The organism is Xanthomonas sp. 3307 (assembly GCF_014199735.1).
GTDB classification, from domain to species: domain Bacteria; phylum Pseudomonadota; class Gammaproteobacteria; order Xanthomonadales; family Xanthomonadaceae; genus Xanthomonas_A; species Xanthomonas_A rydalmerensis.
The window spans coordinates 31,542-46,100 of record NZ_JACHOG010000009.1; the positions used below are offsets into that span (position 1 = coordinate 31,542).

At 67.6% G+C, this 14,559-nt stretch carries 13 protein-coding genes; 7 read left to right on the forward strand and 6 right to left on the reverse strand.

Going from position 1 to position 14,559, the window contains the following annotated elements:
* Position 1: 1 nt before the first annotated feature.
* The gene (locus GGR64_RS17940; RefSeq protein WP_184647527.1) at positions 2-298 is read right to left on the reverse strand and encodes a DUF1244 domain-containing protein; all 297 of its coding nucleotides are present in this window, start codon (positions 296-298) and stop codon (positions 2-4) included.
* A 51-nt stretch (positions 299-349) separates the two neighbouring features.
* Here GGR64_RS17940 and folD point away from each other — a divergent pair, with 51 nt between their 5' ends.
* The 3 genes from folD (at position 350) to guaA (ending at position 4,648) form a co-directional block, all read left to right on the forward strand.
* The gene (gene folD / locus GGR64_RS17945; RefSeq protein WP_184647529.1) at positions 350-1,261 is read left to right on the forward strand and encodes a bifunctional methylenetetrahydrofolate dehydrogenase/methenyltetrahydrofolate cyclohydrolase FolD; all 912 of its coding nucleotides are present in this window, start codon (positions 350-352) and stop codon (positions 1,259-1,261) included.
* A gap of 236 nt (positions 1,262-1,497) precedes the next feature.
* On the forward strand, positions 1,498-2,955 hold the full coding sequence (gene guaB / locus GGR64_RS17950) for an IMP dehydrogenase (protein ID WP_160963519.1): 1,458 nt from the start codon (positions 1,498-1,500) through the stop codon (positions 2,953-2,955).
* A 127-nt stretch (positions 2,956-3,082) separates the two neighbouring features.
* A complete protein-coding gene (guaA, locus tag GGR64_RS17955; RefSeq protein ID WP_048490225.1) occupies positions 3,083-4,648 on the forward strand; it encodes a glutamine-hydrolyzing GMP synthase in 1,566 nt (521 codons plus the stop codon).
* Positions 4,649-5,088: 440 nt separating this feature from the next.
* On the opposite strand, the gene GGR64_RS17960 is transcribed toward guaA, so the two are convergent.
* Positions 5,089-5,523 (reverse strand): helix-turn-helix domain-containing protein, encoded by a 435-nt coding sequence (locus GGR64_RS17960; RefSeq protein WP_184647531.1) that lies wholly within the window; start codon positions 5,521-5,523, stop codon positions 5,089-5,091.
* A 109-nt stretch (positions 5,524-5,632) separates the two neighbouring features.
* Here GGR64_RS17960 and GGR64_RS17965 point away from each other — a divergent pair, with 109 nt between their 5' ends.
* From GGR64_RS17965 to GGR64_RS17975, 3 genes are read left to right on the forward strand one after another with little or no spacing between them, the layout of a single operon-like run.
* Positions 5,633-6,250, forward strand: a complete 618-nt coding sequence (locus tag GGR64_RS17965) for an NAD(P)H-dependent oxidoreductase (protein WP_184647533.1) — start codon at positions 5,633-5,635, stop codon at positions 6,248-6,250.
* A 4-nt stretch (positions 6,251-6,254) separates the two neighbouring features.
* Positions 6,255-6,908, forward strand: a complete 654-nt coding sequence (locus GGR64_RS17970) for an SDR family oxidoreductase (RefSeq protein ID WP_184647535.1) — start codon at positions 6,255-6,257, stop codon at positions 6,906-6,908.
* 16 nt (positions 6,909-6,924) lie between these two features.
* Positions 6,925-7,563, forward strand: coding sequence for a DsbA family protein (locus tag GGR64_RS17975; RefSeq protein WP_184647537.1), 639 nt, complete (start codon positions 6,925-6,927; stop codon positions 7,561-7,563).
* A gap of 106 nt (positions 7,564-7,669) precedes the next feature.
* Here the strand turns inward: GGR64_RS17975 and GGR64_RS17980 are convergent, their stop codons facing one another.
* Both GGR64_RS17980 and GGR64_RS17985 read right to left on the reverse strand, forming a co-directional pair.
* Complete coding sequence (locus GGR64_RS17980; RefSeq protein ID WP_221236280.1) at positions 7,670-8,500, reverse strand: MBL fold metallo-hydrolase; 831 nt, start codon at positions 8,498-8,500, stop codon at positions 7,670-7,672.
* 52 nt (positions 8,501-8,552) lie between these two features.
* On the reverse strand, positions 8,553-9,185 hold the full coding sequence (locus tag GGR64_RS17985; protein WP_184647539.1) for a DsbA family protein: 633 nt from the start codon (positions 9,183-9,185) through the stop codon (positions 8,553-8,555).
* A 112-nt stretch (positions 9,186-9,297) separates the two neighbouring features.
* Here GGR64_RS17985 and GGR64_RS17990 point away from each other — a divergent pair, with 112 nt between their 5' ends.
* Positions 9,298-10,203, forward strand: a complete 906-nt coding sequence (locus GGR64_RS17990) for a LysR family transcriptional regulator (RefSeq protein WP_184647541.1) — start codon at positions 9,298-9,300, stop codon at positions 10,201-10,203.
* Positions 10,204-10,452: 249 nt separating this feature from the next.
* Here GGR64_RS17990 and GGR64_RS17995 read toward each other — a convergent pair whose 3' ends face one another.
* On the reverse strand, positions 10,453-12,888 hold the full coding sequence (locus GGR64_RS17995; protein ID WP_184647543.1) for a DUF2309 domain-containing protein: 2,436 nt from the start codon (positions 12,886-12,888) through the stop codon (positions 10,453-10,455).
* Between the two features lie 23 nt (positions 12,889-12,911).
* The gene (locus GGR64_RS18000) at positions 12,912-14,483 is read right to left on the reverse strand and encodes a proton-conducting transporter membrane subunit (RefSeq protein WP_184647545.1); all 1,572 of its coding nucleotides are present in this window, start codon (positions 14,481-14,483) and stop codon (positions 12,912-12,914) included.
* Positions 14,484-14,559 lie beyond the last annotated feature (76 nt).

Sequence of the window (14,559 nt, forward strand, 5' to 3'; positions counted from 1 at the left end):
ACTAGCCGTGCTTGCGCTGCGCCTCGGCGAAGGCGGTCAGTTGCTCCGGTGTGGCCTCGGCCTGGTGCTGCGCTTTCCAGTCGGTGAACGGCATGCCGTAGACGCGCTCGCGCGCCTGCTCCTTGCTCAAGTCTTCGCCTTCGGCGGCCGCTGCCTCGCGGTACCAGTCGGCCAGGCAGTTGCGGCAGAACCCGGCCAGGATCATCAGGTCGATGTTCTGCACGTCGGGACGGTCCTGATTGAGGTGCTGCAGCAGGCGGCGGAAGGCGGCGGCCTCGATGCGGGTGGTGTCGGTCATGGCGGAATCGGGGACAATGGACATCCCACGACTCTACACCCGCCCGCCCCGATGACCGATTCCGCGCTCGTCTCCTCCGTCCCGGCCCGCATCCTCGACGGGCGCCGCATCGCCGAAGACCTGCTCGACGAGCTCAAGGCACGGGTCGACGCGCGACTGGCGGCCGGACAGCCGCGGCCCGGGCTGGCGGTGGTACTGGTGGGCGGCGATCCGGCCTCCGCGGTGTATGTGCGCAATAAGCGCCGTGCGGCCGAGAAGGTCGGCATCGAGGCGTTCGACTACGACCTGCCGGCCGGCACCAGCGAAGCCGAACTGCTGGCGCTGATCGACCGGCTCAATGCCGACCCCAAGATCCACGGCATCCTGGTGCAGTTGCCGCTACCGGGTATCCCTGATGCCAGCCGGCTGATCCACCGCATCGATCCGCGCAAGGACGTGGACGGCTTCCATCCGGAGAACGTCGGCCACCTGGCACTACGCGAATTCGGCCTGCGCCCGTGCACGCCGCGCGGCATCGTCACCCTGCTGGCGCATACCGATCAGCCGGTGCGCGGGCGCAACGCCACCATCGTCGGCGTCAGCAACCACGTCGGCCGGCCGATGGCGCTGGAACTGCTGATCGCCGGCTGCACGGTCAGCTGCTGCCACAAGTTCACACCGCCGGAGGTGCTGCAGGCGCGGGTGCGCGACGCCGACATCCTGGTGGTGGCGGTGGGGCGGCCGGGGCTGGTCCCGGGCGAGTGGGTCAAGCCGGGTGCGGTGGTGATCGACGTCGGCATCAACCGCCTGGACGATGGCCGCTTGGTCGGCGACGTCGGCTTCGACGCGGCGGCGCAGCGCGCCAGCTGGATCACCCCGGTGCCGGGCGGGGTCGGGCCGATGACCGTGGCCACGCTGATGCAGAACACGATTGAGGCCGCTGAGGCGGCGGGGATTGGGGATTCGGGATTGGGGATTCGTTGAAGGCAGTGCGCGGGATTGGGGAGTGGGGATTGGGGATTCGTTCAAGCAACGGCAGAAGCACGGGCACGGGCCATCCGGGGTGCATCCGGTATCGGCAGGCTATCGAATCGGTCGTATGACAGCCCGGCAAACGGCGCGGCCGCGCGAGGCGCTGCCTTGACGAATCCCAATCCCGACTCCCCAATCCCCGCCCCAATGCGTTAAAATGCCGCGCTTCCCCACACTCGGGTCCGCCGATGCTCCGCATCCAGGCTGAAGCTCTCACCTACGACGACGTTTCGCTCGTCCCCGCCCATTCGACCGTCCTGCCCAAGGACGTCAGCCTGGAAACCCGGCTGACCCGCGACCTGCGCCTGAAACTGCCGATCCTCTCGGCCGCGATGGACACGGTCACCGAGCACCGCCTGGCGGTGGCCATGGCCCAGCTCGGCGGCATCGGCATCATCCACAAGAACCTGACCCCGGCGCAGCAGGCCGCCGAAGTGGCCAAGGTCAAGAAGTTCGAGGCCGGCGTCATCACCGAGCCGTTCACGGTCGGTCCGGAGACCACCATCGGCGAGGTGCTCAAACTCACCCGCGCCCGCAACATCTCCGGTGTGCCGGTGGTGGACGGCAGCGAGCTGGTCGGCATTGTCACCAGCCGCGACATGCGCTTCGAGAAGAAGCTCGACGATCCGGTCCGCCACATCATGACCAAGAAGGATCGCCTGGTCACCGTGCGCGAAGGCGCCAGCGACGAGGAAGTACTGCAGCTGCTGCACCGCCACCGCATCGAGAAGATCCTGGTGGTCAACGACGGCTTCGAGCTGCGCGGCCTGATCACGGTCAAGGACATCCAGAAGAAGACCGACAACCCCAACGCCGCCAAGGACGCCGCCACGCGGCTGCTGGTCGGCGCCGCGGTGGGCGTCGGCGGCGATACCGAACAGCGCATCGAACTGCTGGCCGCGGCCGGCGTGGATGTGGTCATCGTCGACACCGCGCACGGCCATTCGCAGGGCGTGATCGAGCGTGTGGCCTGGGTCAAGAAGACCTACCCGCAGCTGCAGGTGATCGGCGGCAACATCGTCACCGGCGACGCCGCCCTGGCGCTGATGGACGCCGGTGCCGACGCGGTCAAGGTCGGCGTGGGCCCCGGCTCGATCTGCACCACGCGTGTGGTCGCCGGCGTCGGCGTGCCGCAGATCACCGCGATCGACATGGTCGCCGAGGCGCTGCAGGACCGCATCCCGCTGATCGCCGACGGCGGCATCCGCTACTCCGGCGACATCGGCAAGGCGCTGGTCGCCGGCGCCTCCACGGTGATGGTCGGTGGCCTGTTCGCCGGCACCGAGGAAGCCCCGGGCGAAGTCGAACTATTCCAGGGCCGCAGCTACAAGAGCTACCGCGGCATGGGCAGCCTGGGCGCGATGGAGAAGGGCAGCAAGGACCGTTACTTCCAGGACGCCTCCGACGCCGACAAGCTGGTGCCGGAAGGCATCGAAGGCCGCGTGCCGTACCGCGGCCCGCTCAGCGGCATCATCCACCAACTGATCGGCGGCCTGCGCGCGACCATGGGCTACGTGGGCTGCGCCACCATCGAGGACATGCGCACCAAGCCGAAGTTCGTCACCATCACCGGTGCCGGCCAGCGCGAGAGCCACGTCCACGACGTGCAGATCACCAAGGAACCGCCGAACTACCGCATGGGCTGATGCCCATGCGCGGGATTGGGGATTCGCGATTGGGGATTCGTCGCCCGCCGCGTCTCCAGCGGCCGTGCGCAGCGCGGCCCCCCGCTGTTGCGAATCCCGAATCCCGAATCCCCAATCCCGGCCTCAGATGACCAACATCCACAGCGACAAGATCCTCATCCTCGATTTCGGTGCGCAGTACACGCAGTTGATCGCGCGGCGCATCCGCGAACTCGGCGTGTACTGCGAGATCTGGGCGTGGGACCACGATCCGGCCGAGATCGCCGGTTTCGGCGCCAAAGGCATCATCCTCTCCGGCGGCCCGGAATCGACCACGCTGCCGGGTGCGCCGGCCGCGCCGCAGGAAGTGTTCGACAGCGGCCTGCCGATCTTCGGCATCTGCTACGGCATGCAGACCCTGGCCGCGCAGCTCGGCGGCGCCACCGAAGCGGCGGACCAGCGCGAGTTCGGCCACGCCGAAGTCGAGGTGGTCGCTGCCGATGCGCTGTTCTCCGGGCTGACCGATCACGCAGGCGCGTCGCGTTTGAATGTGTGGATGAGCCATGGCGACCACGTGTCGCAGGTGCCGCCGGGCTTCACCATCACCGCCGTCACCGACCGCATCCCGGTCGCGGCCATGGCCAACGAGGCCAAGCGCTGGTACGGCGTGCAGTTCCATCCGGAAGTCACCCACACCCTGCAGGGCCAGACCTTGCTGCGCCGCTTCGTGGTCGACGTGTGCGGCTGCGCCACGCTGTGGACCGCGGCCAACATCATCGACGACCAGATCGCCCGCGTGCGCGCCCAGGTCGGCGACGACGAGGTGATCCTGGGCCTGTCCGGCGGCGTGGATTCGTCGGTGGTCGCCGCGCTGCTGCACAAGGCGATCGGCGACAAGCTGACCTGCGTGTTCGTCGACACCGGCCTGCTGCGCTGGCAGGAAGGCGACCAGGTGATGGCGATGTTCGCCGAGCACATGGGCGTCAAGGTGATCCGGGTCAATGCAGCGGACCGCTACTTCACCGCGCTGGCCGGTGTCAGCGATCCGGAAGCCAAGCGCAAGATCATCGGCAACCTGTTCGTGGAGATCTTCGACGAAGAGTCGAACAAGCTCAGCAACGCCAAGTGGCTGGCGCAAGGCACCATCTACCCGGACGTGATCGAGTCGGCCGGCAGCAAGACCGGCAAGGCCCATGTCATCAAGAGCCACCACAACGTCGGCGGCCTGCCCGAGCACATGAAGCTGGGTCTGGTCGAGCCGCTGCGCGAACTGTTCAAGGACGAAGTGCGGCGCCTGGGCGTCGAACTCGGCCTGCCGCGCAGCATGGTCTACCGCCACCCGTTCCCCGGCCCCGGCCTGGGTGTGCGCATCCTCGGCGAAGTGAAGCGCGAGTACGCCGAACTGCTGGCCAAGGCCGATGCGATCTTCATCGACGAACTGCGCAAGGCCGACCTGTACGACAAGACCAGCCAGGCCTTCGCCGTGTTCCTGCCGGTGAAGTCGGTCGGCGTGGTCGGCGACGCCCGCGCCTACGAGTGGGTGATCGCCCTGCGCGCGGTGGAGACCATCGACTTCATGACCGCGCACTGGGCGCACCTGCCGTACGACTTCCTCGGCACCGTGAGCAACCGCATCATCAACGAGCTGCGTGGTGTTTCGCGGGTGGTGTACGACATTTCGGGCAAGCCGCCGGCGACGATCGAGTGGGAATGATCCCCGGTCCTTCGGGGCCGATCACCAGCGGTCGGTTGCGGTTGCGGCAGCACCATCGCGGATAGCGCTCGCCGGCCACGCCGGTGTCGCTTGCTGTTCGCGCGTGGTGCTCGCCGCGGTCGAGCCACGCATCGGCCTTTCTCTGTGTTTGCGCGACGCTACGCAGCATCCGACTTGACGTTGGTTAGGCGCGTGTCGCGACACTCCCGCCAGGCGTCATGTTCTGCGGACCGCTGACACGTTGACGGCGACGGCACGATCCGCCGGCAGGTGAGGGAATGGGGGCTCGCACGCCGCTGGGCGAAGCGAAGCGCGTCCCCGCCGTGCGGTTCGGCACGCGCCAGCTGCTCGCCCGAGTTGACTGCCACGCGCGCTCCTTATCTGCGCACGGCGACGCCAGCGACGCCGCGGCAGTGCGCAAGCCAGCAGCCTGGACTCGCCTATCGGCGCTGGTACACAACCCCCTGCACCAAGACCTGATCCGGCTCCGGCTGCTCGTCGAAACGCTGATGCGCCTCGGCGATGGCGGCTTGGTTGTCGTTCGCCCACTGGACTAGTTCCATGACCGGCTTCAACAGCGTTGTTCCCAGGTCGGTCAGTTCGTAATCGACGCGCGGCGGGATCGTCGGATACAGCGTGCGCGTGATCAGTCCGTCGCGTTCCAGTCCGCGCAAGGTCAGCGTCAGCATGCGCTGGGAAATGCCGTCGATGCCACGCTTCAATGCGTTGAAGCGCTGCGGGCCGTTTTGCAGCATGGCGACGATGTAGAGACTCCACTTGTCGCCGATGCGATCCAGGATTTGACGGGTCGCCAGACAGCCGCCCGCGTCGGGTGCAGGCAACTCGACAGGGCGCGTGATGTGACCAGGTGACATGCATGTGCCTTCTTGTGGGGCAGCGGCAGGGACCATACCATCCTTTGTATAAATTGGTAAGTAAAAACCAATTTATTACTTAGTTCTTATTTTATACTTAGGAGCCGTCATGCGCCACACGCTACTTGTCACCTCCAGTCCGCGGGGGGCGGACAGCCTTTCCACGCGCTTCGCCACCGACATCGCTCAGGGCATCCAGGCCCGCACCGGCGGTGCGCTGACGGTGCGCGACCTCGCCGCGACTCCGCCGCCGCACATCACCGCGGCCTATATCCAGGGCCGGATCACGCCACCGGAGCAGCGCACACCGGAACAGGTCGATGCGGTGAACATCGCCCAGGAACTCGTCGACGAGTTGACGCGCGCCGATGTGATCGTGCTCGGCTCGGGCATGGTGAACTTCGGCCCGCCCTCGCAGCTCAAGGCGTGGTTCGATCACGTCACCTGGCCCGGCGTCACCTTCCGCTATGGCGAGGCGGGGCCGCAAGGACTGCTGACCGGCAAGAAGGTCTATCTCGTCGCCGCCACCGGCGGCGTGTTCTCGGAAGGTGCGTGGGCACCGTTCGATTTTCAGACCAACTACTTGTTGCACCTGCTCGGCTTCATCGGCCTGACCGATGTCGAGGTGGTGCGTGTCGAAGGCACGGTGCTCGGCCCCGATGCGGTGAATGCCACCATCGACAAGGCTGCAACGGCCATCACTGCCTTGCTGGCGAAAGCGGCGTAAGCGCATGACCGCGAAAAAGACCATCGCGCTGTTCGGTGCAACCGGGCCGACCGGGCGGCAGCTCATCGATGACGCCTTGAAGCGTGACCATCGGTTGTCGGTCTACACGCGCGACGCCGCGAAGCTCGCCGCGTTCGCGGGAAAGGTCGAGATCGTGGTCGGCGATCTGCAGGACCGCAACGCCATTGCACAATGCGTCCGAGGGGCGGATGCGGTCATCAGCGCGCTTGGCCCCAACGGTTTCAAGGTGCAGGGCGACAAGCCGGTCATGCACGGCCTGGCCAACATCATCGCCGCGATGCAGCAGGCCGGCGTGCGCCGCCTCATCCAGATTTCCACTGCTGCCTATCGCGATCCCAAGGATGGTTTTGACCTTGGCTCGCGCGCGAACGCGCTGATGTTCAAGGTGATTGCCCGCAAGGCGTACGACGACATCAACGCTACGGGCGAACTGATCGCCAACTCGGATTTGGACTGGACACTGGTGCGGATTCCATTCCTTCAGGATGGCCCTGCGAACGGAAAGATCGATGTGGGTTGGTATGGAACAACCAGGCTCGGTTCGAAGCTTTCCCGCGGAAATTTGGCGGATTTTCTGGTGAGGCAGATCACTGACAAGCAGTTCGTGCGGGCCGCGCCTGGCATCGCCAATGGTTGAAGAAGGGAAATCTGGCATGTTGAAAATCGACCTCTATACCGAGATCAGTTGCCCTTGGTGCTTCGTCGGCCATCACCGCCTCGACAAAGTGCTGGCGGAGCGTTTCCCCGACCTGGCCGTGGACATCCGGCAGCATCCGGTCCTGCTGTTGCCGGATGCGCCGGCGAGCGGTCTCTACATTCCCGACTTGCTGCGCTCGCGCTACGGCATCACCGATCCGAAGGCCGCCTTCGCGCGTCCCGAGGGAGAAGCACGCGCGTCGGGCTTCGACCTGGATCTCGGTCGCCAACTCTGGACCTATCCGACCCAGGCCGCGCATGCGCTGATCCTCGCCGCCGCCGGGCGCGACACCCAGCATCGGCTCGCCGTCGCCATCACCGATGCCTACTTCATCGCAGCGAAGAACATCGGCGATGCGGAGGTGCTGGCCGACATCGCAGCCGGCCATGGTTTCGACCGCGACCAGGCGCGTGCCATCGCGCTCGATCCTGCGCAGCACCGCCGCGTTGAGGCGGAAGCGGCCAAATCGGCGGATGCCGGTGTCCGCTCGGTTCCCCATTTCGTCTTCGCGGAAAGCATTGCCATCAATGGGGGACGCAGCGAGGACGAGATCGCTGCGGCGATACGCGCGGCGTCCGGCGCGGTTCCTCTTTGACGCGTTCGGCCTCCGTCCATTCGATGTCGGGCGACGGCACTGCCAACAGGTGCTTGCCGTTCTCCTCGGAGGACCCTTCATAGGTCCTCCGGATCAGTCGGTCATCTCAGCCCCAGGGCATTTCGCCGGTGGCGACCTTGGCGCCGATCTCGAGGGCGACGCCCATGCCGAGATTCGGGAAGCGCGCTTCCATCGCTGCCTTGAGCGATGCGGCGTCCTTGGCCGTCGCAAGCGCCTCCTCGAAGGCCAGCAGATAGGCCTTGGTGTGGGCGATGGCCGACAGGTCGGTCGCCGCGTCGGGCGTCAGATGGCCAGGCACGACGATCGCCGGCGCGCGCGCGGCGATCGCATCGAGATTGGCGACCCAGGCAGCACGCTGCGCCTTCGTCTGCGTATCGGCGGTCCAGACATGCACGCCGGAGAAGATCATGACGCCGCCGAACACGGCACGCAGCGACGGCACCCAGAGATAGCGGCGATTGCCCAGACCCTGGGCCGCGACGATCTCCACCGTCTCGCCATCGACCGACAGCGAGGCGCCGTCGAACGCCTCGGGCAGGACGATGTCGTCCAGCGTCTGCGGACCGTTCTCCTTGAGCTGCGGCCCCCACACGGCGAGCTTTTTTTCGACGTTGGCCTGGATGGCGGCGAGCGTGTCGGAGGCGGCGATGACCTTGGCCTGCGGGAAAGCTTCGCGCACCGGCTTGAGGCTGAAGTAGTAATCCGGGTCCGACTGGCTGACGTAGATCGTCGTCAGCGTCTTGCCGGTGGCCTTGATCGCCTCGGCCAACGCCTTGCCGTCGGGATAGGTGAAACCGCCGTCGATCAGCAGCGCTTCGGTTGCACCGGTCAACAGCACCGGCGCGCGGAAGAAGCCGTTCTGGCCGGCGGGAAAATGGGTCCAGGTCAATGTGGACGTCTGGCGGTCGTTGGTCATTGCAGGTCTCCTTGTTCGAGCGTGCAGGCAGCGGGAATGAAGGGTGGAGAGTTCAGGCGGCGCGCAGATGCGCGGCCAGGGCGTCGCGGTTGCCGAACAGCACGTCGCTCGGCAACAGCCGGCTGCCGTGCGCGTCGTCGACGACGAGCGTGGGAACGCCCTGTGCACCGAAACGCGCCATCTCGCCGCGTGCGGCATCGATGCTCGCGCGATAGGCACCGAGCATGTCGGCATCGGGCGATACGACGCGCTGGGCGGCATCGGCAAACCCTGCGCCGGACAGTACCTCCGCCACGACCACGCGATCGGAGGTGTTGCGGCCGTCGACATAGCGGGCACGTTGCAGGGTCTTCAGCGCCTCGCGTTCGCGCTCCGGCGCGGTCATGCCAACGGCGATCACGCCGAGCGTCGCGGGAGCCGAATCGAACAGGGTGCCGGTCGCGCCGAGCACTTGGCTGCGGTAGGCCTCGGAAAACGCTTGCCCGGTGAGGCGGGCGATGCGCTGGTCGTTCTGCCAGGCGTAGACGGCGAAGGACGCCTCCATCGGCCGCGCATTCTCGCCGGCGAACAAGCCGGTGGGGGCGAGCCGCACGGTGACGCCCGGGACCTGCGCAAGCTGGTCCAGGGCTGGGATGGCGCCGTAGCACCACCCACAAAGAGGATCGAAGAGGTAAGTGAGGCGCATGGTGGGATCCGCTTGAGGAGGTGCGGCCACCATAGCGAAGCGAGATTGACGGATAAATCGTGTGTAATGCTACAGTCTGTAAGTCATTGGCTTACAGTGCGGCGAGGTCGGCGTGGAAGCCGTCAATCTCAACAGGCTTGCCTATTTCGCGGCCGTGGTGGACACGGGCTCGTTCACGCGCGCGGCCGAACGGTTGGGTATCACCAAGACCGTGGTCAGCCAGCAGGTCGCCAAGCTCGAGGCAGAGTTGAAGACCGCGCTGCTGATGCGCACGACCCGTCGGGTGGAGCCGACCGAAGCCGGGCGGTTGCTGCATGCGCGCAGCGTGAGCGTGCTGCGCCAGGTCGAAGACGCCATCGGCGAGGTCACGCGCTCCAACACCGAGCCGAGCGGCGTGCTGCGGGTGGCCGCACCGAACGATTACGGGACCTCCAGGATCGCGCCGCTGGCCGCCGCCTTCACCCGGCGGTATCCGGCGTGTCAGGTCGAACTGATCCTGGCCGATACGCGCGTCGATCCCGTCGCCAGCCAGATCGATCTGTCCATCCGGGTGGGCTGGCTCGACGATTCCAGCCTGCATGCACGGCGCATCGGCGGTTTCCGGCAGTGCCTGGTCGCCACCCCGGAACTGGCCAGGACCTTGGCGGTCGCAGGCCCCGACGATCTCGCGCAGGTTCCGTTCGTCGCCAACAGCGCGCTGCGCGAGCCGCTGACCTGGCACTTCGTCAAGGACGATTTCGAGCGGCGCACGGTCCACATGCGCCAGGCACTGTCGACCAATGCGACGCCGGCCGTGCTGGCGGCGACGCTGGCCGGTGGCGGGGTGTCGGTCTTGCCGGATTTCCTGGTGGCAGACGCCCTGGCAGCCGGAACGCTGGTCGCTGTGCTGCCGGACTGGTCGTTGCCGGCCGGCGGCATTCACGTGGTGTACCCGACGGCGCGCTTTCGCCCATCCAAGGTCACCGCATTTGTCGAGATGCTCGTTGCTGGTGTCGGCAACCGTGCGGCATCACGCTGATCTGGGCGCGTAACCGCGATCGCCAGCGGATCCGGCGAACGCATGCACGATCGGGGTTCGAAGGCTGCGACGTCGTTGTCATGGACCATTGCGGTGCTGGCCCGCGCCGATCACGGGGAGTGATCGGTGTCATCGCAGCAGTTGCAGGGGCGCTGCCATGCGCAATGCCGTAAATGTCCGCCTGCTTGGGGAACCGTCGCCCGCCCTCCCGCCTGCGTTCGGAAGGGCGGAGTGAGCGAAAACACTGGGTCACGCCAGGGCCGGCACGGGATCGCGCTCGGAAGACGCATCGCCAGCGTATATCTCCCAGCGCAGCTCGCCGGTGTAGCGCGACGCCATCCGCCCTTCGTCGTCCAGCGCGAGCAGATGCAGCCACCGATTGTCGAACAGCGCGCGAACCTGCGGGTGACGTTCGAGGATGTTGGTAATCGCGTCTGTCGGTGCCTCGATCAGCACCGAAAGCCGTAGCGGTTCGTGGATCAGCCGCTCGCCGTCGTGCACCGACTGCCATGGCAGTCCGCCGCGCAGCAGGCCGCCATTGCCCTCGACCACGCCGATGCCGCCGGTGACGTTGTGCAGCAGCTTGTTGCCCGCGCCGAAGACCTCGGGCGCGACGGTCGAGCCGTAGTACTGCAGGCTGATCCAGCTGGCGACCACGACCGGAGCGGTCAGGATCAATTCCAGCACGCCGAAGCCCTCGTCGCGCCGCCAGTCGTAGTCGTGGAGGAAGGCGCGTCCTGCCAGGTCGCGCCCGGCGGTGCGCGCGCGCGGCGCGGCGATGAAGGCCTGGCAGCCGGCCAGCGCCCATTCGGGACGTAGCTCGGCCCAGTCGCGGGCGCGATGCGCGATGTCCTGGCTGCGCTGCGCGCGCGGCAGGCGCAGCGCCCGCTCGCCACGCGCCAGTGCGCCGGCGGCGTGCAGCCAACGTGCCGCCTGATCGACATCGGCGGCATGCGCGGGCGAAGGATGGTCGGCGCTGTAGAGCATGACCGCATCGGTCGTGGTGTCGTGCAGTGCGCCCACGAACAACGTGTCTGTGGGAATCGCGATGCCGCGTTCGGTGAGGCCGGCGCGTACCTCGGGATCGTTGAGCAGCGTGGCGAGCAGCCGCGCGTTCACTTCGCCCGAGTAGCCGCCGCAGGCGCCGCAGTGCAGGGCGCTGGCATGGGGGTTGTTGACCACGTTTGCCCCATGGCCGGCGATCACGACGAGTCGGGCGAAGTCGGTGGTGAGCGACATCGCCTTGAGGATGCGCATGGCCATGGTCAGCCGCGTATCGAGGTCGAGCGCGTCGGTCGGGCGCGGCGCGGGATCGTTCGGCGCTGAGTGCCGCGTCAGTCCCAATCCATCACGCAGCAGCTTGGCGACGTAGATCGGGCCGGTGGCCTCGACGAAGGCGAAGGAAGAAATGGCGGCGAGCTTGAAGCGACCCCAGGCACGCTTCGCACGGGCCGTGATCCGTGCGGCGAGGTCGGATTCGGCCAGCGACGACGTCGCGTCTCCCGAGCAGGTATGCAACCCCGGCGTCAGCAGCACCGGAAGGCGCGCCTCGACCACGTCCGAAGCGAACCGACGATGGCCGATGCCCAGCCCGAAGAATCCGGCGAATCCGAGCGTCTGGATGCCGGAATCGAGGCTTTCCAAGGCGCGCCGGAACACTTCCGAGCGCACGTCGATGCAGAAGGCCATCTGCAATTTCATCCGGGCGGGCGCGGCAGGAGTTGAAGCAGGTACTGCTAGCACGCTGTCGAGCCGCCGCTGCGCCGCCCGTTCGGCCGCTTCCTGCAGGATGCTGTCGACGACATCGTCCGGCGTCGCTGCCACCGGCGTGGCGTAGACGGCGATGGCGGATCGCCACTGTGGCGCGATCTCCGCACCGAACTTGCCCAACAGCGCCGCTTCCCAGCTGATGCGGATGGCGAGCAGGTCGGTGACGCACGCATCGGTGCCACCGCTCAACTCCGCTTGCCAGAGCCGATACCGGGCGACCTGGCTCCAGCCGCCCAGCGTGGTCAGCAGGCGGTGGAAATAGCCGTCCAGCGCGTCTGGCGCGAGACCGAGGCGGGCGACGCCCTCGACGATCGCCTCTTCGGCATTCGCTGGTGCGTCCGCCACCTGCTGCGCGAATCGGGTGAGCCCGGCGATTTCCGGCGTCAGATCATGCGTCGCGACCTGACGCCATGCGTTGTAGGCGCCACCGGATTGTCCGGCGACCCACAGCGCCTGGCCCTGGTCGAAATAGGCGGCGGCCCAGTGCCCGATGCGTTCGTCGACGATGCCCGGCCAGTCGATCAACGAGGCGTCGCGCGCCAGATCGGCGATCGTCGGGATCGCCTGCGGGGCAGAGCGGCCGGCGTCGATGGCGTGCTTGAGCGCGGACAGGCTCGGCGGGCGCAGCGCGGCCGGCGCGTTGTGCCAGGCCGCCTGCAGATCCTCCTCGGCGATCTCGCCGGACTGCAGCCGCTCCGCATACCAGGTGCGCGGCATGGTCAGGGCGATGCCGGCGGCATTGCGCAGGCGCGCTGCCGCGGTCGCCAGCGGTTCGCCGGCCTGGCCGAGGAAGGGATTGACCGCCACGCTCGAGGCGAGCGGCCACAGCGGGGGAATGGCGCGTGCCGCACGCTCGGCGGCGGCGATGATCGCAGCGTGGGACAGGGGCGGTACGTTGGTCGCGGTCATCAGCATGGGGGTGTCCTGGCGGGTAGAGGTCACGACGTCTTGCGAACAGACCAGCCGCCGAGCAGGCGGTCGAGCGTGGCGTTGGCGTACAGGCCGTTGGAAAGATGTACGCGCAGTCCGGCGGCGGCCGGGTGCGAGGCCCACAGCGGGAACAGCGCCTGCGCCACGGCCACCAAGCCGAAGCTCAGCACCGCCAGCGCCATCAGCGTCCACTCCAGCCGGCCCGGCGCCGGCGTCGTTGGTAGCACGCCGGTGGTCAGCCATTCGGCGACCGTCTGCAGGGCGAAGTAGCCGATTGCCGCGGCGCTGGCGTACAGCGCCGTCCTGCGGGTGAGCGGACGCGGCGCGGCATCGGCCAGGCCCTGGGCCAGCAGATAGGCCACGCCGAAGATCAGGATGGCGCCCAATGCCAGCGCCTGCGGAGACTTGTGCTCGAAGCCGAAGGCGAACCCGAAGGCGGCGCCGATCCCGACATAGATCGCCAGGGCGATCAGGAAGGCGCGGCCGACCGCCGCGCCGTCGGGCACCGCAACGGGCCCGGGTCGGCGAATCGAGGCCACCTGCTCGACGGCACCGCCGGAGGCCAGGAAGGCATGCGCCTTGTAGAGCGAGTGCGCGACGATGTGCAGCAGCGCCAGCGGGAACAGCGCAAGCCCGCACTGCAGGATCATGAAGCCCATCTGCGCGACCGTGGACCAGGCCAGCGAGGTCTTGACCGCGGGCTGGGTCAGCATCACCAGCGCACCGAACAAGGCGGTGAACCCGCCCAGCATGGCCAGCACGGCGAGCACGCCAGGGGCTGCGAGCATCAGGTCGGCGAAGCGGATCAGCAGGAAGCCGCCACCGTTGACCACGCCGGCATGCAGCAGCGCCGACACCGGCGTGGGCGCCTCCATCATCTCGGTGAGCCAGCCGTGGGTCGGGAACTGCGCCGATTTCAGCACCGCGGCGAGCGCGAGTAGCGCGGCGGCGGCCGTCAGCAGCCAGTCGTGCCGGCCGCCGCGGGCCAGCGCGTTGATCGTGGCGATGTCGGTGGTGCCCAGGCTCTTCCAGACAAGCAGGGCCGCGCAGATCAGGGCGATGGCGCCGATGCTGGAGAACAGGCGCTTCTTGCGCGCAGCGCGCTGTGCCGCCACGCGATCGGGATAGAACAGCAGCAGGCGATTGAGCGCGATGCTGGTCGCGATCCAGGCGACGACGATCTGGACCAGGTTGCCGGCCTGCACCAGCAGCAGTACCGCCGCGAGCGCCACGCACAGCCAGCCGGTGAAATAGCCCTGGCGCGCCTCGCCATCGAGATAGGTGCGGGTGTAGCGCACCACGATCCAACCGACGAAGGCGACCAGCAGCAGCATCGTGGTGCTCACCGCATCCAGCCGTGCCGACAGGCCGATGCAGCCCCAGCCGATCATCCCACTGTCGCCGGAGCCCCGGACGATCAGCAGCGCCAGCGAAGCGAGCGCGACGAGCAGCGCGCCGAGCGCGGCGCCTTCGGCGAAGGCGGGCAGCAGGCGTGGACGTCGGCCGCTGCGAACGAAGCCGAACATCGCGGCGGCGAGCAGCAAGAACGGTGCAGAGAGCGGCAGCAGATAGAGCGACAAGGCAATCCCCTTGGATCGAGCGCAGTGGCGGGCGGCGCCACGATAGCGATCGTCGGGCTGGAACAAAAATTCATTG